Here is an 18,863-nt window from a genome sequence, read left to right as displayed (position 1 = left end):
TCGGCAACCGGTCACCGCCTTGTTCCTGCTCCCAGGCGTGCCGTGGTCTGCATGAGGGAGATGGTGAAGGGGTGTTCCGGTGTGGCCAGTACGTGTGGGGCCGTCCCTTGCTCGACGAGTTCTCCGGCGTCGAGGACCGCGATGCGGTGGGCGAGGGCCGCGATGTCCAGATCATGGGTGATGAGGACCAGCGAAAGGTCGTCGCGGTCACGCAGCAACTGGGCGAGAAGCTCCAGGAGGCCGCGGCGGTTGATGGTGTCGAGGCCGGAGGTGATCTCGTCGCAGATGAGGACGCGAGGCCGGGCGAGCAGGGCGCGGGCGAGGGCGGCGCGCTGGAGTTCGCCGCCGGAGAGCTGACCGGGATGTCTGTCGGCCAGTTCCTCCGGCAGGCCGAGGCGGGTCAGGGTGGTCAGGGCCTCCTGCCGTGCCGTGTCCTTGTCGGTGCCGCGCAGGCGTATCGCGGTGCGGGCGACCTGGTGCAGGACGGGACGGTGCTCGTCGAAGGCGGCGCGCGAGTCCTGGAAGACGTACTGCACGGCCGCCAGTTGTGCGCGGTCGCGGGTGCGCAGCGTGCGGGGGAGAGCGGTGCCGTCGAGGAATATCTCCCCTTCGTGGTCCCGGTGGAGTCCGGCCAGGCAGCGGGCGAGTGTGGTCTTTCCGCTGCCCGAGCGGCCGACGACGGCCAGACATGCGCCGGGGTGCAGGGCGATTTCTGGGACGCGCAGCACCGTGGTCGGTCGGCCGTGGGTACCGCCGCCGTCGCGGTGCCGGGCGATGAGGTCGTGTATCCGCAGGACCGGCTCCCCGGTTCCGCCTGCGGGGCCGGGGGGTGTGAAATCCGCGTGTGCGGTGAGCAGTTCGCGGGTCCACGGATGGCGGGGTGCGCTCCATAGGCGTTCGGCGGGGCCCGATTCCACGATCCTTCCGGCGCGCATGACCAGGACGTCGTCGGCGAGAGCGCGGACCACGTCCAGGTCGTGGCTGAGCAGCACGACGGCGATGCCCCGTGCGGCGACGGCCGCCAGTTGGTCGACGATGCGGCTCTTGGTCAGGGCGTCCTGGCCGGTGGTGGGCTCGTCGGCGACGATGACGCGGGCGCCGAGCAGGAGCGCCTGGGCGAGGACGACGCGCTGCTGCTGGCCGCCGGAGAGCTGGTGCGGGTAGCGCCGCAGCAGGGCCTCGCCGTCCGGGAGCTGGGCTTCCGCCAGGGCGCGTAGGACGCGTTCGCGGGCCGCTTCCCGGCGCCGGCCGCGGGGAAGGTGGCGTACCTGGGAGCGGGCGATATCGGTCAGGAGGGCGGAGACGCGGCGGGCGGGGTTGAGGACGGCCGCCGGGTGCTGGGGGATGTAGCCGACCAGACCCCCGGCGGCCAGACGGACGTCGCCGCCGATCCGCGCGCCGGGCGGGTACTCACCGAGCAGGGCGAGGCCGGTGGTGGTCTTGCCGCTGCCGGAAGCACCCACCAGGGCGGTGATCTTGCCGGGCCGGGCCTCGAGGTTTACGCCGTCGACGATCGCCCTGCCGTCGATCTCCACGCGCAGCTCGCGGGTCTCGGCGACGGGCCCGGCGTCGAGGCCCACGGCCCCGGCGTCGAAGCCGAGGCGCCCGGCCGGGGCTGTGGTGTCGTTCTCGTGGTTCACGGACGTGGCTCTCCTGCCCGGTTCCGGTTGATCCTGGTCCTCGCGCCCCGGCCCCGTGCGGGCCGTCGGCTGCCCGCGAGCGCGGCGTCGAAGAGGAGGTTGGTGCCCATCGTCAGGGCGACGATCAGTACGGCGGGGACGACCACGGCCCATGGCTGGACGAACAGTCCGGTGCGGTTACGGTCGACCATGACCGCCCAGTCGGCGGCGTCCGGCGCGACCCCGACGCCGAGGAACGCGGCCGTGGCGACCAGGTACAGCACGCCGGTCAGTCGGGTGCCGGCGTCGGCGGCCAGGGTGCGCAGCATGGAGCGCCCGACGTAGCCGACGGCCATGCGCCACCAGGTCTCGCCCTGCATGCGCAGCGCCTCGACCGCCGGGCGGGCGGCGGCCTCGGCGGCGGTGGCCCGCACGATACGGACCGCGTCGGGCACGTTGACCAGCGCGACCAGCAGGGCGAGGCCGACGGCGCCGAGGGAGAGTACCGAGGCGACGAGCAGGACCAGCAGCAGCGAGGGCACGGCGAGCAGGACGTCCAGGGGCCGGATCAGCAGCTCCTCCAGCCAGCGTCGGTGGGTGAGCGCGCAGACCAGGCCCACCGGGAGGGCGACGAGATAGGACAGCGCGGTCGCGGCGAGCGCGGTCAGCACGACCGGACGCCCGCCGTGCAGCACCTGCCGCCACACGTCCCGCCCCACGAAGTCGGTACCGAGCCAGTGGCCGACCCCGAGGGTGAAGGACGCGGTCCGCGGGCCCGGGGGGCCCGCGAACACCGGCCCGAGAAGGGCGAGCACGAGGGGTACGGAGACGACGGCGACGCCGAGCGCGAAGCGGCCTGTACGCCCTTTCGCCGCACGGCCGGGCAGCGGCATTGGGCGGACATCTGCGCCCGGGGTGCGAGACGGGCCCCGCGGGGGACCCGCGACGGGAGGGAAGCTCATGCGGCCACCCCCGCCCGGGGCGCCAGCCGATGGGTCACCAGGTCCGCGCCCAGGTTGAGGACGACGGTCAGGACGCCGAAGACGACGGCGAGACCCTGGACGACGGGCACGTCCCGCTCGGCGACGGCGTTCAGCAGGACGGTCCCGAGGCCCGGGATCACATACAGGGCCTCCACGACGACAACGCCGCACAGCAGCCAGTCGATGGTGCGGGCCAACTGCTGGGCGGCGGGGGCGAGGGCGGCCGGCAGGGCGTGGGCGTAACGGACCTTGGCCCCGGAGACGCCGTAGCGCCGGGCCTGTGCCACGTACGGGGAGGCGAGCGCGTCGACCATGCCGGCGCGCACCAGCCGGGACAGCGAGCACACCGGCCGGGACAGCAGGACGAGCACGGGCAGTACGAGCGCGGCCGGGTGGCCGAGCAGGTCGGTGCCGTAGCCGACGGCGGTCGGTGGCAGCCAGTCGAGGCGGAGCGCGAGGACGGTCACCAGCAGCACCCCGAGGGCGAACTCGGGCACCGCGTACACGGCGAGCGTCACCGAGCTGACCAGCCGGTCTACCAGGCGGCCTTCGTACCGTGCGGCCAGCACCCCGAGGCCGAAGCCGATCGGGACGAGCAGCGTCACGGTGAGCGCGGCCAGCAGCAGGGTCGGCCCGAAGCCGTCGGCGAGGTACGCACTGACCGGGCGGCCGGAGGTGAGCGAGGTCCCGAGGTCGCCGTGGAGCAGGCCCGCGGCCCAGTCGGTCAGTCGTTCGTGGGCGGGCCGGTCCAGGTGGAGGGCCTCACGGATGGCCGCGATACGCGCGGGGTCGGGCTGGTCGCCGGCCAGGGCGACCGCGGCATCGCCCGGCAGCGCCTCGGTGAGCGCGAAGACCAGCAGCACCACGGCCACGGTCTGCGCGACACCGAGCAGCAGCCGCCGGGCGACGAAGGAGCGCAGTCCGCTCATGCGAGCCACACCTTGTCGAAGCGTGCCCAGTCGAGGGTGTTGGCGGGCGCCTTGGACTCAACCCCCCTGACGTTGCGCGCGGTTCCGAGGATCCAGTCGGCGAAGCCCCAGACCAGGAAGCCACCTTCGGAGTACAGGCGGCGCTGCATGCGCTCGTAGACGCCCGTGCGCTCGGCCTTGTCCTTGGTGGACTGGGCCCGCTGGTAGAGCGCGTCGAAGTCCTTGTGGTGCCACTTGGTGGCGTTCGTGGTGGAGTCGGTGAGCAGCCGCTGGGAGATATGGGCCTCGATGGGCATGGCACCGGAGCGGTAGGAACACAGGGTGCCGCCGTCCAGGATGTCGCTCCAGTACGAGTCCTTGCTGCCCATCTTCACGTCGATCGTGACGCCCGCCTTCGCGGCCTGGTCGCGGAAGATGCTCGCGGACTCGGTGAACCCGGCGGCCACCGCCGAGGTGTCGAGGGTGACCTTCAGCTTCTCGGCACCGGCCGCCTTCAGCAGGGCGCGAGCCCGGTCGAGGTCCTGCTCGCGCTGCGGGAGGCTGTCGGCGTAGTACTCGTAGCCCTTGCCGAACAGATCGTTGCCGATCACCCCCGCGCCCGACAGGGCGCCGTCGAGGAGTTCCTTGCGGTCGGCGATCAGGAAGAACGCCTGGCGCACCCGCTTGTCGTCGAAAGGGGCCCGGTCGGTCTTCATCGCGAACCCCTGCATGTCGCTGCCCCGGAGCCGGACGATGGTGATCTGCCCCCTGCCCTCGTGGGCGCGGGCGGTGGTGGGGTTGAGTTCGTGGGCGTACTCGACCTGTCCGCCGAGGAGCGCGTTGACCCGGGCGGACTCCTCGTTGGCGACGACGAACTCGAGCTCGTCGAGGTGCGGGGCGCCGTCCCAGTAGTCCTCGTTGCGGCGGAAGACGGCCGACCGGCCCGGGGCGAAGGACACGAAGCGGAACGGGCCGGAGCCGATCGGCTTCTTGTCGAAGCCGGTGGCGTCCGCCGGCACGATGTACGCGCCGAACGCGGCCAGGATGTTGGGGAATTCGGCGGTGGGCCGCTTGAGGACGAACTCGATGCCCCGTTCGCCGGTCGCGCGGCTCGCGCCGAGGTCGATGGGTTCCAGGGACGCCTTGGCGCGGAACGCCTTCCGGGGATCGGCGATCCGGCGGTAGCTGTGGAGCACGTCCTTGGCGGTGACCGGCCGACCGTCGTGGAACGTGGCCCTGCGGAGGGTGACCTGCCACCGGTCCAGGGTCTTGTTCGCCTCCCACTTCTCGGCGAGACGTGGCTGGGCGGACAGGTCGGCGCCGTAGTCGGCGAGTTTGTCGTAGAGGGCCTTCGCGCGGGCGACATCGGCGAAGAGGTTGGCCAGGTGCGGGTCGAGGGTCTCGCTCGCACCGCCGCCGGCGAACGCGGCGCGCAGCCGTCCCCCACGCCGGGGGGTGTCGGCGCTGCCGTCCGCTCCCGCGGTGTCGTCGGTGCCGCCGCATCCGGTGAGGGCGAAGGCGCCGAGCGATGCGGCGCCGGTGGCGGCGAGGAAGCCGCGGCGGCGCAGGCCGGGGAAGTGGTGCTCGTCCGGGTGATCGCCCACGGGGGAAAGGTGGCGAGCGGGTTCGTCATGCATGCGGTTGTCCTCGGGGTGTGGGAAGTGCCGGTGGGATACGGGGCGGGCGTCGGATGCGGCCCTCAGGGCGCCGAGGGGGCGGGCTCGGTGACGCGGGCCACCACGTGCAGCCGGTCGGCGTCGGCCGTAGCGCCGGGGGAGTGGCCCTCGCGCCAGGGCGGCTCGGTGCGCGGACCCGGTCCGTCGTGCAACTCCAGGACCTCGAAGCCGTGCGCGCCCAGGAGGTGGCGCAGCTCCTGCGGGAAGAGCAGCCGCCACGCGGAGCGCTGTTCCACGGGCGCGGATCCGTCGTCCGCGGTCCATACGCGGGTACGGCGCAGGAGCTGGGCCGTGCGGTCGACCGTGAGCGTGGTGGTGGACCGGTAGCCGGTGCCCCGCCAGGTGAACTCACCGACCGTGGCTGCGTCGAGCAGGTCCGTACGGCCGAGGAAGTAGGCGCCGTTGCGTATCTCCGCGACGAGCAGCCCGCCCGGGACGAGGGCGCGCCGGCAGGACGACAGAAAGCCGTCGAGCTGGGCGTTGGTGTGGCAGTACAGCAGCGCGCTGTCCAGGCACACCACGGCGTCGGACACGCCCCGGCCCAGGTCGAACGTGTGCAGATCGGCGCGGACGTACTCGGGTCCGGGGTGGTGCCCGCGGGCGTGCGCGAGCATCGCCTCGGAGAGGTCCGCCCCGGTCACCTCGCGGCCCGCGCCGTGGAGGTGGGCGGCGTCGCGGCCGGTGCCGCAGCCCAGGTCGAGGACGCGCGGTCCGGCCCCGTGCCGGCGCAGGCAGTCCTCCGTCCATCGGCCGGCCAGCCGCTCGGGGTCGGGAAACCTGGCCTCGTACAGCTCGGGGTTGTCGGTGAGCAGATTCTGCGCATCCGCCCCCGTCGTGGAGGTAGTCATGTCCTCTCCCTCGTCACGCCGCGTCCGGTGTGGCCGGATACCGCGTCCGGTGTGGCGGGCTTCGGCGTCGTCGGCAGTGAGCCCAGCCGGTGCAGCCAGGCCACGCCGAGTGCGGAGGCGAGCCCGAACAGCGCGCAGCACGCCCAGGGCAGCCAGTCGGCGTCGCCCCGCTCGCCGGCGTCCATGGCCCAGCCGACGAGGGTGTTGCCGAGGGCGGCGGCGATGCCAGAGACCACGTAGAAGATGCCGAAGTAGGTGCCCGTCAGTTCGGGTCGGCCGAAGCCGGGGACGAGTTCCATCACGAACGGCTGGGCGACCATCACCCCGAGGTAGAGCAGCGTGGCCCCGATCAGCACGGGAAGAGCGCGCAGTACCGCGTCGGCGGTGCCGTCCGGGCCGCCGGAGCCACCCGCCACCAGCGCGGGCGGCACGAACGCCAGCGCCATCAGACCGAGCCCCGCGGCGATCCAGCGCGCCCGGTCACCGCTCACCTTCAGGGCGCTGGTGATGCGCAGCTGGAGCGCGAGGTTGGCGAGGGTGCCGACGAGGAAGACGAGCCCGGCGGCGCCGTCCCAGCCGGTGGCCCGGCGTGCTCCGTCGGGCAGCAGCAGATAGAGCTGGTTCTCCAGGGTGAACATGCCGACCATGGCGAGCGCGAACGCCAGGAAGGCGCGGTGGCCGAGCACCTCGCGCCAGTCCGAGAGCACCGTGCCCTTGCTCGGCTCCACGTGGCGCGCGGGCAGCACCAGGGCCTGCGCCACGGTGAGGACCGCGAAGATTCCGGCGGCGGTGAGGGCCGAGGTGCGGAAGTCCACCAGGAGCAGCGCGCTGCCGAGCAGCGGACCGATCAACGCGCCCGTTGTGGCGAAGACGTTGAACAGGGCGAACGCCTCGGCCTTGCGCTCTCCCGCCTCCTGCGCGATGTAGGCGCGCACGGCCGGGTTGAACAGCGCCCCGGCGAACCCGCTGAGCACGGACGCGGCGATCAGGACGGAGAGGCTGTCGCCGAGCGCGAACAGCCCGAATCCGACCGCGCGCAGGGCGCATCCGGCGATGATGACGCCGCGTGCGCCGAGCCGGTCGGCGGCCGAGCCGCCGATGATGAACAGACCCTGCTGGCTCAGGTTGCGTACGCCGAGGACGATGCCGACGACGGCGGCCGACATGCCCAGGTTCTCGTCGAGGTGGGTGGCGAGGTAGGGGATGAGCAGGTAGAAGCCGGTGTTGACGCCGAGCTGGTTGACCAGCAGGAGCTGGATCGCGAGGGGGAAGCGGCGCATTTCATGCCATGTCTTCACGGCTCACCTCCCGGGGCTGAACTCCCAGTCCGGGAAGGGTGTTCGCGCGGACGAAACCGTCGGCCCCGCCGATGCCCGACCACGGGTCGCGGGCCAGCAGCAGGTGTCCGTCGAGGTCGGCCCAGCGGGCGCGGTCGGCGAGGTGGACGGCGGGCGCCAGGCCGAGGCTGCTGGCGGTCAGACAGCCGAGCATCAGCGCGGTGCCGCTGCTCTCGATCGTCTCGGCGATGCGCAGGGCGGCGTGCACCCCGCCGCACTTGGCGAGCTTGACGTTGACGCCCTGGACGCGTCCGGCAAGACGGCGTACGTCCTCCAGGTCCACGGCGTCCTCGTCGGCGATGATCGGTACGGGTGAGCGCTCGGCGAGGGCTCCCAGCGTGTCCGGGTGGCCGGGCGCGAGGGGCTGTTCGACGGCCTCCACGCCGAGTTCGGCGAACCGCGGCAGCAGGGCCAGGGCCTGCGCCACGGTCCAGGCGCCGTTGGGGTCGAGGAGCAGCCGGGCGTCGGGGGCCGCGTCGCGGATGACGCGTACGCGCTCCACGTCGTCCTCGGGATCGGGAGTTCCCGCCTTGACCTTGAGCACCTCGAAGCCGCGTGCGGCCAGGCGGCGGGCCTCGGCCGCGGCACGGCTCGGCGAGGTGATGCCGATGGTGCGGGCGGTGGCGGCGACGGGAGGTTCCGGAGTGCCGAGGAGGCGGTGCACGGGGGCGCCCGCGCGCTTGCCGACGAGGTCGAGGAGCGCCGCGTCCAGGGCGGCGGTCACGGCCGGGGGCGTGTTCGCACCGGCCAACTCGCCCGCTCGCAGGGCTTCCAGGGCACTCTCGGGGTCGCGATGGCGGACGAGATCCGTGCCGACTGCCGCGAGGAGGCGTCGCAGGGCGGCGGCGTCGAGACCGTAGTAGACGCTGGTGACGGCCTCGCCGTGGCCGCTGACCCCGTCGTGTTCGACGCTGAGCCATACCGCGTCGCGGGCGGCCATCGTCGAGCGGGAGATGCGCAGCGGCTCGGTGAGTCGCAGATGGATGGTGCGCTGACTGGCCTTCACAGGTCTTCTTCCAGGTGGTGGTGGGCGGGGACGGCCTCCAGTGGGACGGGCCCCAGCAGGTCGGCCCGCAAGGGGTCGGTGACCCTCGTACATCGCGTCCAGCCGGTGGCCTCGGCCGTGCCGGGGTGCGGGATCTCCACGGGCCGGGTGGCCGCCGTGGCCGGGTCGAGACCGTGGGCGGCGGCGAAGTCGTCGTCGTAGACGCTGCCGAGGTAGCGGTGCGGGCCGTCGGGGAAGACGGTGGCGACAACCGCTCCGGGGTGGACACGGGCGGCCCAGGCGGCGACCAGCGCGACCGCACCGGTGCTCCAGCCGCCGCTGACGAAACTCCCCCGGGCGAGCCGACGGCAGCTGTCCACGGCCTCCGCCGGACCGACCCAGTGGACCTCGTCGAAAGCGTCGTAGGCGACGTTGCGCGGGTGGATGCTGCTGCCCAGGCCGCGCATCAGCCGGGGCCGCGCGGGCTGGCCGAAGATCGTTGAGCCGGTGGCGTCGACGCCGATCAGCCGTAGCGCGGGCCAGTGCCGCCGCAGCGGACCGATGATCCCCGCGCTGTGGCCGCCGGTGCCCACGCTGCACACCAGGATGTCCAGGTGGTCGAGCTGCGCGGCGAGTTCGGCGGCGAGCGAGGCGTAACCGGCGGTGTTGTCGGGGTTGTTGTACTGGTCGGGCCAGTACGCGCCGGGCAGTTCGGCGAGCAGCTCCCGCAGCTGGGCGAGGCGGGCGGCCTGCCAGCCGCCTCTCTCCGCCGGACGGTCCACCAGCTCCAGCCGCACTCCGTGAGTGCGCAGCAACTGCCGCATGGACGGTTCCAGTTCACTGTCGCCTACCAGCACGACGGGGTGGCCAAGGGCCTGTCCGGCGAAGGCGAGCCCGATGCCGAGCGTGCCGGAGGTGGACTCCACCACCGGTGCGCCGGGCCGCAGTTCCCCGCGCTCGCGGGCGCCCAGCAGCATCGACACCGCGGCCCGCGCCTTCATGCCGCCCGCCGCGAGTCCTTCGAGCTTGGCCCAGAAGCCGGGGTGCGGCCCCGGCAGATCGGAGGCGATGCGGACCACGGGGGTGCGGCCGAGCAGGGCGAGCAGTTCCCGGCGGGCGGTGGGACGGACGGCTGTCGTGGTCATCGGGCACCTCCGGGGCGGTCGGCGCGGTAGTGGTGGACGGTGCCGGGGCCGCCGTCCAGCCAGAAGAACGGGTACGGTTCGGCGCACACCGCGCTCACCCCGTGCCCCAGGAGCCGGGGCAGTACGGCGCTGCCGGTCTGCGCGAACAGCACCAGCCGCTTGCCGTGCCGCAGCGCGTGCTCCCGCAGCGGCTCGAAGGTCCCGTTGCCCAGGGTCATCCCGGAGACGAGCAGCGCGTCGCAGCGGGCGGCCGCGGCGAGCGCGTCGGTGACGACCGGCTCGTCCCACTCCGTCACCCCGCCCTTGAGGTCGCACGGCACATAGCCGATTCCGTGCGAACGAAGCTCCTCCAGAAGGGAGTTGACGACGCCGACCACGAGCACCGTCGCCCCCGGCGGCAGGTCGAGCAGTTCGACGACGGCCCGAGCCCGTGCCCGGGACTTCTCCAGGGATGTCCCGGCGGGGAGAACGACCGGACGTGCCCCGTGCTCCGGGCTGTGCGGAGTGATGTGCATCAGGTAGGCGTCGAGCGCGGCCACGCGCACCGGGAGCAGCGGATGGTCCAGCAGCTCGGCCACATCGGCGCCGACACACTCCTCCACGGCGCTGTCGGACAGGGCGCCGGGCTCGACCGCGCACGAGCCGACGGCTCCGGCGAGCCGCAGGCTGAGAACCTCGTTGCGGTAGCCGGTGCCGCGCCCGTCGTGCCGTACGGCCTGCCGCGTGGTGAACGCCACGGCGATCCGCCGGGTGCGCGGGTCGGGCCCGAGTTCGCCGGCCCGGACACGCGTCACGAGATCGTCGTACGTCCTCACACGGGCCGCGGAAAGGGCCGGGGCGGAGTCGACGGCGGATATGCCGGAGGTGGCGGCGGTCATCGGATCACCAGTCCGGACCGCACCTCGGCGAGCAGCGCCTCGACCCGGTCCCGGGCTCCGGCCCCCTCCGGGTCCCCGGCCATCACATGCCCGAGGTACTCGTTGTTGCTGCCCGCCGCCTTCACCTGCCTGCCGGGCTCCGCGAGCTGGACCTCCAGCACGCCGGGAGCATCCCGCGGCCCCGCGCCGTCCAGCGAGCCGAGCGTGCCCGTGTGCTCCGGCACGAGGAAGCCGATGGCGGCGCTGCGCAGCCCGGTGTCCGTGCGCCGCAGATCGGGGGCGCGCCCCAGGGCCACGTCCACGCAGGCGGCGGCGAGGTCGATGCCGGTGACGTGGCGGACGAGTTCGGTGATGCGGTTCCCGGCCGGCCGCGGGTTGACCTCGACCACACGTGGCCCGGCGGACGTCAGCTTGATCTCGGTGTGTGACACCAGGCCGTCGGTCAGCCCGAGCGCCCCCAGCGCACCCAGCGCGGTCTGCTCGGCGGCCTCCGTGTCGACGGCCGTCAGCGCGGCGGGGAACATATGCCCGGTCTCGATGAACGCGGGCGCCCCGCCGACGCTCTTGTCGGTCACGCCCACCACATGGACCGCGCCCCCGTGCGACACCGTCTCGACGCTCACCTCGGGACCGTCCAGCAACTCTTCGAGCAGGACCGCGGGCGGGCGTCGCTGTCCGCGCGCATTGACCGGGAAGTCGGCCAACGCACCGAAGGCGGCGGCGAGTTGGGTCTCGTCGTCCACGCGCCGTACGTACATGCCCGCGCACAGGTCGACGGGCTTGACGACCAGCGGGTAGCCGATCTCCCGCGCGGCCCGGGCGATGTCGGCCCACTCCTCGTGCACGGCGAAACGGGGCCCGGGCACCCCGGCCTCGGCGAGGACGCGGCGCGTGGCGTCCTTGCGGCAGGCGTTCCGGACCGCCTCAGGGGCCGGGCCGGGCAGGCCGAGGTGCCCGGCGATCCGCGCGACCGTCGGCAGGTAGTAGTCGCAGGACGTGATCGCCCCATCGAAACCGAACACCGCGTGCAGCCGCTCGGCCTCCGGCAGCAGCGCCTCGGTGTCATTGGTGTCAGCAGTGATCACGTTGCGCGCCCCGAGCAGCGGGTGCGCCGTGCCCTCGGGGGCGGAGCGCAGGTAGTGGTGCAGGTCGCGAGTGAGGAAGGTGAACTCGTGCCCACTCTCGCGTATCGCCCGTGGCAGCAGTCTGCTCATCGATCCGACCCAGCTCTCTACCACCAACAGATGAGCCACAGCTCCCCTTTTCCAGTCGTGTGGGATAACGTGGCGGCCACGCTATCGATAATCGTTTTCATTGTCATCTGACTCCATGCACGCCGAGGAAGAAAACGTTGTGACCTCACCCACGCACCGCACGGCCCTGTTGTGCGCCCTGGCGGCCATCGCCGCGACTGTCGCCCCCGCCGCGCCCGCCCAGTCCGCCGCCCGTGTCCCCTCCGCCGGTTCGGCATCCGCACTCCGTTTCGGCGCCTGTCCCGAATCCGTGCCCGATCCGCCCGCGCCGGAGCACGTCGAATGCGGGCGGCTGAGCGTGCCGCTGGACTGGAACCGCCCCCGGGGACCGCGCATCGAGATCGCCGTCTCACGCGTCCGTGCTTCTGGCGCCCCTGCCGAGCGGCGCGGCATCCTGCTGGTCAACCCCGGTGGGCCGGGCGGCTCCGGGCTCCCCTACGCGGTCACCAAACGGGCCAAACTCCCTGTGAGCGTGCGCCGTTCGTACGACGTCATCGGCCTCGACCCGCGCGGCGTCGGGCAGAGCGCACCCGTCGACTGCGGTCCGATGGGCGGTCTCTTCGCCGCCCCGGGCGCGGACCCCGTGCCCGTCGGCCCGACGGCTGAGCGGGCTCACCTGGTGTCACTGCGCAACCTGGCCGACGACTGCGCGGCGGGCGCCGGCGACGCACTGCGGTACCTGTCGACGGAGCAGACCGCACGGGACATGGACGCGATACGCGCCGCACTCGGCGAACGGCGGACGAACTTCCTCGGCGTCTCCTACGGCACCTACCTCGGTGCGGCCTACGCCGCCGCCTTCCCGCATCGCACGGGCCGAATGGTCCTGGACAGCGTCGTAGGGCCCTGGGGCTGGTACGACTTCGACGTGATCCAGAGCCGCGCACTGCTGCGGCAGCGCGACGCCTTCTTCGCCTGGACCGCCGCCCACGCGGACCGCTTCCGCCTGGGCGGCAGCGCGGCGGCCGTACGCCGGGCCCACCTGCGCGTACGCGACGGACTTACCGCCGACCCCGTGGACGGCTTCGGCCCCGCGGAGTTCGACCGAGCCGTGTACCGCGCCCTCGGCCGCACCGAACGCTGGGCGGACCTCGCCGACGGGCTGCGAATCTATCTGCGCGACGGCACTCCCGGCGGACTCCGTCCCGCCGAGGACTTCACCGGCCCGGACTCACGCAACTACGAAGCCGCCAACCGCATCGTCAAGTGCGCCGACGGCCCCGGCCCCACGCCCCGGCGGATCGTGACGGACATCCACCGCACCCGACGCCTCGACCCCCAGCCGGTCCTCACCGGCATGGAGGCAACCACCTGCGCCTACTGGCACCACCACCCCGCCCGCCGCACCCCGCTCGGCAGCCCCGACGCGCCGCCCGCTCTCCTGGTTGCCTCCGCCCACGACCCCGTCACACCCATCGAGGGGGCCCGCCGGCTGCGCCGCCTGCTTCCCGGCTCGCGCCTGGTGACGCTCGACAACGACTACTCGCACGGGGTGTTCGCCAGCCGAGGCAACGCCTGCGTGGACAATGTCACAGCCGCCTACCTCGTCGACGGGGCTGCGCCAACGGCGGATGTGCGCTGTGCGGGGCCCGGCCTGCCCGCGGTGCCGTGAGCCACGCCCAGCGTTTTCAAAAAGCATTTTCAGTTGGCTGGTGTGGCGGGATCCGGGCGGCGCCACGGTGCACTTCGAGATCCCGATGTGACGACCCGCCGCCAACCGAGACCAGGCACGCACCGAGACCACGCACACACCTCAACGCCCTGCGCATCGAACACCGCGGTGAGACGTGGCGCATGAGCCCCGCCGCTAAGGTGTGGCTGCGGATGCCGCCGTGACGAAGAGTCCTGTGTGAGGGGAGGCGTAGTGGACAGGGATGTCGACGTTGCGCCACCGCTGCCCGAGAGCCCTGCCCATGATCGGACGCCGTCGGCCACACATCCCGACGCGGGCGGCGGCCTGCGTGCGGCCGCGCGTGTCGCCTCTCATGCGCTGATCGCGGGGCTGCCCGTGGCGGTGTTCGGTGTCGTCGCCATCGTGTTGGGGCCGGAGATCTCCGGCGGGCTCGACAGCCGGGCGGTGGCGGCGTGGCGGACGGTGTTTACCGCGATCGTCATCCAGGGGGTGCCGTTTCTGCTGCTCGGCACTCTGGTGTCGGCCGCGATCAGTGCTTTCGTACCGGCGTGGGTGTTCACCCGGGTGCTTCCGCGCAACCCGGCGCTTGCCGTGCCGGTCGCGGGGGTGGCCGGGGCGGTGCTGCCGGGATGTGAGTGTGCGTCGGTTCCGGTGGCGGGCAGTTTGATGCGGCGCGGGGTGACCCCGGCGGCGGCGCTGGCCTTTCTGCTGTCGGCCCCTGCCATCAACCCGATAGTGCTGATGGCGACGTACGTGGCCTTTCCTGGCAATCCCTGGATGGTCGCGGCACGTCTCGTCGCCTCGTTGCTGACCTCCGTGGTGATGGGCTGGCTGTGGCTTCGTCTGGGCCGTGAGGAGTGGCTGCGCGCCCCGAAGGGGCCCACCGGGCACACCCCCGGCGCGAGCCGGGCGGAGGAGTTCCGGGTCTCGCTCCAGCACGACTTCCTGCACGCCGGGGGGTTCCTCGTGGTCGGCGCGGCGGCCGCGGCCACGTTCAACGTCGCGGTGCCGCATTCCGTGCTGCGGCTCTTCTCCGACTCGGTGTGGTTGTCGGTGCCCATGCTGGGGGTGCTGGCGGTGGTCCTCGCGGTGTGCTCCGAGGCCGATGCGTTCGTCGCCGCCTCGCTCACCGGGTTCTCGCCCAGCGCCCGGCTCGCCTTCATGGTGGTCGGCCCGATGGTCGACCTGAAGCTGATCGCGCTGCAGTCGGGCACCTTCGGGCGGGCTTTCGCGCTGCGTTTCTCGTCGGCCACCTGGGTGGTGGCGGTGTTGTGCAGTGCTCTGGCGGGGTGGTGGCTGCTGTGAAGCGCAACGTCCAGGTGCTGCTGCTCCTGTTCACCGGTGTCGGTCTGCTGCACATCTCGCTGCTGACCGATCTGTATCTGCGCTATGTGCGCCCGGGCCTGCGGCCCGCGCTCATCGCCTCGGGGGTGCTGCTGATCGTGCTCGGCGCGGTCAGCGCCGCCCGCGACGGCTTTCCCTTCAACCGCCCGCGTACGGACCACGACCACCGCCTTGGTGGCCACCAAGGCGGTGGCCACCAAGGCCATGGACACGATCACGCTCAGGGGCCGCGGATCGCCTGGTTGCTGTACGTACCGGCGCTGACCATCCTGTTTCTCGCGCCACCCGCTCTCGGTTCGTACACCGCCGCCCGTGACGAGGCGAAGGCCAAGGCCCCCACCGCCGGAGACGGCCTCTTCCCCGCCCTCCCGCGGAACGGGATCGTCGAGTTGTCGCTGAACGACTTCAGCTCCCGGGCGGTCTGGGACACCGGCGGCACCCTCAGGGGGCACACCGTCCGCCTCACCGGCTTCGTCACCCCCGGCCACCACGGCACCTGGTACGTCAGCCGCCTGGCCATCAGCTGCTGCGCCGCCGACGCGACGGTGCGCAAGGTGCGGGTGCACGGGGCCGCGGCGCCACCCGCTGATGCCTGGGTCTCCGTCACCGGCACCTGGCACCCCACCGGCAAGGTCGGGACGGACGACGCGAGCCCGGCCCTGGACGCCACGACCGTCAAGCGTGTTCCCGCGCCCAAGGACCCGTACAACGATGCGGTGGCCACCCGGCCCGGCCGGTGAAAGGCGGGCACACGGCTCAGACCCAGACCGTCGGCCTGGGGCTTTCTGCGTCGAGGGCGATCGCGGCGTCGGCCAGGGGCGTGGTCAGCGGTGGTCCCGGTGGCCCTCGTGCTGGGCGTGGCGGTGGCCGTCGTGGACGTAGTCGGCGTGATCGTCGTAGCGCCACGTAGTACGCGGCGAGGTCGAGGTCGTGCAGGGCCACCAGAACGGTGGCGGGCAGTCGCCGTAGAACTCCGAGTACCTCCAGCTGGTGGCGGATGTCCAGATGGTTGGTCGGTTCGTCCAGGACCACCAGGGAGGGGCGCCGGGCCAGGGCGCGGGCGATGAGCACGCGCCGGCGTTCGCCTCCGGAGAGGCGGTCGAAGGCGCGGTCGGCGAGGTCGGTGGCGTCGACCGACTCCAGGGCCGCGTCGATGAGCCGGGCGCCCTCGGGGGTGTCGCCGTCGAGCAGACGCTTGCGCGGGGTGCGGCCCATCGCGACAACCTCGCGAACGGTCAGGTCGATGTCGGTGCCCGACTCCTGGACCACGGCGGCCAGGGTACGTGCCAGTCGTCGTACCGGCAGCGACCAGGCATCCGCCCCGTCCACGTCCGAGCAGGACCGCGGCGTCGACGACGGTGACCATGGTGTCGAGCCGCGCGACCTCGCCCAGCGTGGCGCCGTCGTCGCGCGGAAACGCGAACGTCGCGGCGACAGGCATGGTTCCGAGATGCCGCTGGACTCGATGAGGAGGTAGCCGAACCGTCCCTCCCTGGCGAGCCGGTCCGCCTCCTCCAGCAGGTCGTCCCGCAGGGTGCAGCGGATGCGGCGGTTCGTCATCTCGACCAGGCGCTCTTCGGTGCGCGAGAGGGCCGCGTCGCCGTCGCGGACGAGAGCGGCGTCGATGTTCACCTCGCCCATGTCATTGACGATGACCGCGACCCGCAGTCCTTCGCGGTTTGTTGAGGAGGTGGCTGAGGAGTGTGGTCTTGCCGGATCCCAGGAAACCCGACAGGACCGTCACCGGAAGCTGGTCGGGCACCGGGTGGTCAGCCCTCGGGGCTCAGCAGTCCGCGCCGGTAGGCGGGGACGAGGTTGCGCGGCACCCGGTGTTCGCGGCCGTCGATGGTGATCGTCACCAGTTCCGGAGTGCTCGCCTTCCACTGCGCGCGGCGGTGGCGGGTGTTGCTCCGGGACATCTTCCGCTTGGGCACGGCCATGACGTAAGGGTCCTTTCCTGTTCGGCGGGTGGTCACCAGCACCGTATATGAAAATGGGTACCGTTTCCATGTAGTCTCCGCGGTGACACTGTGACGTCGTCACCCAGGAGGAGATGTGCCGCTGGTGCTGCTACGGGTGCGCAGAACCGCCCACGCCGTCGTGACCGCTCTTGCCCAGGCGGCGGAGTGAGCGCCGGTGTGAACGCGAGCCGGGGTCTCCTGGGCCTGGTGTGCGGCAACACCCCGGAAACCCGGGGGCGCGTACTGGACCTGCTGCGGCGTGCCCCGCTGTGTCAAGAAGCGACCGGAGGCCCAGCAGTGATCATCCGGCAGGATCTGGACACCATCGCCCGGACCGTGGCTGGCCGCGTCGGGAACGGACGGCGGGTGTCGCGCGGGTCAGCGGCTTCCGAGCCTGGCTGTCGTGCGTGTTCGCCGTGGACGCGGCGACGGCGAGCGGGATGCCCTGGGCCTCGGACAGCACGTGCGGCTCGCTGCCCATACGGTGAACCGGCGTGGCCAACGACCCTTGCGCACGTCGGTGGCCCGCAGGCTGCCGCCGCTGCGCTATGCCGAGTTCAGTGAAGATGCTTCCCTGCGATGGCGATCAGGAGTTTCGCCAGACGACACCGCGCTGCTCGTATTCCATGACGGACTCGACGCTTGTGGCGATGGACGCCCCGCACTCGCGGGTGATCATCCATAGCGCCAGATCGATTCCGCTGGTGACGCCGCCCGCGGTCACCAGGTTCCCATCGTCAACGACGCGTGCGTCGATCCGGGACCGGCCGTTGCGGCCAGGGAGCGCTGGCCTGCCCTGCAAGTCGGCTGCGCCGGTCGAATAGTTCCCGTCCGGCCATCGGCAGCGAGGGGCGCACCGTGCTTGACGGATTGCTGGGGAGGCGGGGGATCGGCGTGCCGGGCGAAACTCCCCGGATTCTCCCCAGGGCTTATGGCAGCGGTTTCCTCGGTTTGTTCCTGCCCGAAGTCAATCGTGGATTGCAAGGTCAGTAAGTCGGATAGCCTGGGAAAATGTTGACCGAAGTCACCGCGATCCGCTATGTCACGCCATTGCGTGAAGGCGGATCGCTGCCGGGCATCGTCGAGGCCGACGATCTGGGTACCTATGTCATGAAGTTCACCGGCGCCGGGCAGGGCCGCAAGACCCTCGTCGCCGAGGTCGTCTGCGGTCAGCTGGGCCGTCGTCTGGGGCTGCGGGTCCCGGATCTGGTGCGGATCCAGCTGGACCCGGTGATCGGTCTGAGCGAGCCCGACCAGGAGGTGCAGGAGCTGCTCAAGGCCAGTGGCGGGCTCAACCTGGGCATGGACTACCTCCCCGGTTCGCTCGGCTTCGACCCGCTCGCCTTCGAGGTGGGCGCGGAGGAGGCCGGCCGGGTCGTGTGGTTCGACGCGCTCATCGGCAATGTGGACCGCTCCTGGCGCAACCCCAACATGCTGGTGTGGCACGGGCAGTTGTGGCTCATCGACCACGGTGCCACGATGATCTGGCACCACGGCTGGCGCGGCCTGGACAAGGCCGCCACCAAGCCGTACGACGCCTCCGAGCATGTCCTCGCGCCGTTCGCACCGGACGTCGCCGCGGCGGCCGAGGCCCTGGCGCCGTTGATCACCGAGGAGCTGCTCACCGAGGTGGTGGCGGACGTCCCCGACGAGTGGCTGATCGACGAGCCGGGCTTCGACGGCCCGGACGCGGTGCGCCGCGCCTATGTCGAGGTGCTGTTGGAGCGGGCGGCCACGGTCGGGGCGAGGATCACGCTCGGCGAGCGCGCCGGCGAGGAGCCGTCCAGGGCCCCGGAGTGGCTGCGGGTGTGGGTCGATGGAAAGGCGTCGAAGTGAGCGGGTTCCACAACGGCCGGGATGTCTTCGAATACGCCGTGCTGCGGGTCGTCCCCCGGGTCGAGCGCGGTGAGCAGATCAACGCGGGCGTCGTCGTCTACTGCCGCGCCACGTCCTTCGTGGCGGCCCGGGTCCATCTGGACGAGGACCGGCTGCGCGCTCTCGACCCCTCGGCGGACGTGCGGGCGGTACGGGCCGCGCTGCGCGCGGTGGAGTGCGTCTGCTGCGGGGGAGAGCAGGCCGGCCAGGCGGCGGAGGACGACCCCGGACGGCGCTTCCGCTGGCTGGTCGCGCCGCGCTCCACGGTCGTCCAGCCGGGGCCGGTGCACACGGGGCTGACGGCGGACGCGGAGGCGGAGGTCGAGCGGTTGCTCGATCTGCTGGTGCGGTGACACACCGGGTGAAAGCGCCCGGAGGTGAGCGAGTACATAAGGGCGGTCGTTGACAGGCGGTGGCG

The 18,863-nt window shown here is 72.2% G+C and carries 18 protein-coding genes; 5 read left to right on the top strand and 13 right to left on the bottom strand.

The window, feature by feature from the left end:
- Positions 1 to 11: 11 nt before the first annotated feature.
- From J5X86_RS26745 to J5X86_RS26700, 10 genes are all read right to left on the bottom strand, one after another.
- Positions 12 to 1,640, bottom strand: coding sequence for an ABC transporter ATP-binding protein (locus J5X86_RS26745; RefSeq protein WP_374229294.1), 1,629 nt, complete (start codon positions 1,638 to 1,640; stop codon positions 12 to 14).
- Entirely contained in the window at positions 1,637 to 2,512 is an 876-nt protein-coding gene (locus J5X86_RS26740) for an ABC transporter permease subunit (protein WP_208519262.1), read from the bottom strand. The genes J5X86_RS26745 and J5X86_RS26740 overlap by 4 nt, the downstream gene beginning before the upstream one ends.
- A 65-nt stretch (positions 2,513 to 2,577) precedes the next feature.
- The gene (locus tag J5X86_RS26735) at positions 2,578 to 3,531 is read right to left on the bottom strand and encodes an ABC transporter permease (protein ID WP_208519261.1); all 954 of its coding nucleotides are present in this window, start codon (positions 3,529 to 3,531) and stop codon (positions 2,578 to 2,580) included.
- On the bottom strand, positions 3,528 to 5,147 hold the full coding sequence (locus J5X86_RS26730; RefSeq protein ID WP_208519260.1) for an ABC transporter substrate-binding protein: 1,620 nt from the start codon (positions 5,145 to 5,147) through the stop codon (positions 3,528 to 3,530). The genes J5X86_RS26735 and J5X86_RS26730 overlap by 4 nt, the downstream gene beginning before the upstream one ends.
- Positions 5,148 to 5,209: 62 nt before the next feature.
- Entirely contained in the window at positions 5,210 to 6,034 is an 825-nt protein-coding gene (locus tag J5X86_RS26725; protein ID WP_208519259.1) for a class I SAM-dependent methyltransferase, read from the bottom strand.
- On the bottom strand, positions 6,031 to 7,332 hold the full coding sequence (locus J5X86_RS26720) for an MFS transporter (protein WP_208519258.1): 1,302 nt from the start codon (positions 7,330 to 7,332) through the stop codon (positions 6,031 to 6,033). The genes J5X86_RS26725 and J5X86_RS26720 overlap by 4 nt, the downstream gene beginning before the upstream one ends.
- Entirely contained in the window at positions 7,316 to 8,377 is a 1,062-nt protein-coding gene (locus J5X86_RS26715; RefSeq protein WP_208519257.1) for an enolase C-terminal domain-like protein, read from the bottom strand. Before J5X86_RS26715 ends, J5X86_RS26720 begins: the two co-directional genes overlap by 17 nt.
- Complete coding sequence (locus J5X86_RS26710; RefSeq protein ID WP_243981455.1) at positions 8,374 to 9,501, bottom strand: PLP-dependent cysteine synthase family protein; 1,128 nt, start codon at positions 9,499 to 9,501, stop codon at positions 8,374 to 8,376. Before J5X86_RS26710 ends, J5X86_RS26715 begins: the two co-directional genes overlap by 4 nt.
- Positions 9,498 to 10,379 (bottom strand): Rossmann-like domain-containing protein, encoded by an 882-nt coding sequence (locus tag J5X86_RS26705; RefSeq protein ID WP_208519256.1) that lies wholly within the window; start codon positions 10,377 to 10,379, stop codon positions 9,498 to 9,500. The genes J5X86_RS26710 and J5X86_RS26705 overlap by 4 nt, the downstream gene beginning before the upstream one ends.
- A complete protein-coding gene (locus J5X86_RS26700; RefSeq protein ID WP_208519255.1) occupies positions 10,376 to 11,632 on the bottom strand; it encodes an ATP-grasp domain-containing protein in 1,257 nt (418 codons plus the stop codon). The genes J5X86_RS26705 and J5X86_RS26700 overlap by 4 nt, the downstream gene beginning before the upstream one ends.
- A 100-nt stretch (positions 11,633 to 11,732) precedes the next feature.
- On the opposite strand from J5X86_RS26700, the gene J5X86_RS26695 reads away from it, so the two are divergent.
- The 3 genes from J5X86_RS26695 to J5X86_RS26685 all read left to right on the top strand — a co-directional run bounded on the left by J5X86_RS26695 (position 11,733) and on the right by J5X86_RS26685 (position 15,349).
- On the top strand, positions 11,733 to 13,244 hold the full coding sequence (locus J5X86_RS26695) for an alpha/beta hydrolase (RefSeq protein WP_308124731.1): 1,512 nt from the start codon (positions 11,733 to 11,735) through the stop codon (positions 13,242 to 13,244).
- Between the two features lie 252 nt (positions 13,245 to 13,496).
- Positions 13,497 to 14,570 (top strand): permease, encoded by a 1,074-nt coding sequence (locus J5X86_RS26690; RefSeq protein WP_208519253.1) that lies wholly within the window; start codon positions 13,497 to 13,499, stop codon positions 14,568 to 14,570.
- Positions 14,567 to 15,349, top strand: coding sequence for a TIGR03943 family protein (locus tag J5X86_RS26685; protein ID WP_208519252.1), 783 nt, complete (start codon positions 14,567 to 14,569; stop codon positions 15,347 to 15,349). Before J5X86_RS26690 ends, J5X86_RS26685 begins: the two co-directional genes overlap by 4 nt.
- A gap of 16 nt (positions 15,350 to 15,365) precedes the next feature.
- Here the strand turns inward: J5X86_RS26685 and J5X86_RS52070 are convergent, their stop codons facing one another.
- Genes J5X86_RS52070 through rpmF form a run of 3 tightly spaced genes read right to left on the bottom strand, consistent with a single transcriptional unit; the run spans position 15,366 to position 16,549 of the window.
- On the bottom strand, positions 15,366 to 16,250 hold the full coding sequence (locus J5X86_RS52070; protein ID WP_279595403.1) for an ABC transporter ATP-binding protein: 885 nt from the start codon (positions 16,248 to 16,250) through the stop codon (positions 15,366 to 15,368).
- 1 nt (position 16,251) lies between these two features.
- Entirely contained in the window at positions 16,252 to 16,353 is a 102-nt protein-coding gene (locus J5X86_RS52065; RefSeq protein ID WP_308124739.1) for a GTP-binding protein, read from the bottom strand.
- Between the two features lie 25 nt (positions 16,354 to 16,378).
- A complete protein-coding gene (gene rpmF / locus J5X86_RS26670) occupies positions 16,379 to 16,549 on the bottom strand; it encodes a 50S ribosomal protein L32 (RefSeq protein WP_208519251.1) in 171 nt (56 codons plus the stop codon).
- A gap of 1,032 nt (positions 16,550 to 17,581) precedes the next feature.
- Between rpmF and J5X86_RS26665 the strand changes: the two genes are divergently transcribed.
- Positions 17,582 to 18,406 carry a HipA family kinase gene (locus tag J5X86_RS26665; protein WP_208519250.1) on the top strand — a complete coding sequence of 275 codons (825 nt, stop codon included), beginning with the start codon at positions 17,582 to 17,584 and terminating at the stop codon, positions 18,404 to 18,406.
- The gene (locus J5X86_RS26660; protein ID WP_208519249.1) at positions 18,403 to 18,798 is read left to right on the top strand and encodes a DUF3037 domain-containing protein; all 396 of its coding nucleotides are present in this window, start codon (positions 18,403 to 18,405) and stop codon (positions 18,796 to 18,798) included. Before J5X86_RS26665 ends, J5X86_RS26660 begins: the two co-directional genes overlap by 4 nt.
- Positions 18,799 to 18,863 lie beyond the last annotated feature (65 nt).

This window comes from Streptomyces sp. NEAU-YJ-81, from assembly GCF_017592595.1.
Taxonomy (GTDB): Bacteria; Actinomycetota; Actinomycetes; order Streptomycetales; family Streptomycetaceae; genus Streptomyces; species Streptomyces hygroscopicus_B.
The sequence above is the reverse complement of the archived record's forward strand: the minus strand, read 5'-3'. Positions and strand labels throughout refer to the sequence as shown.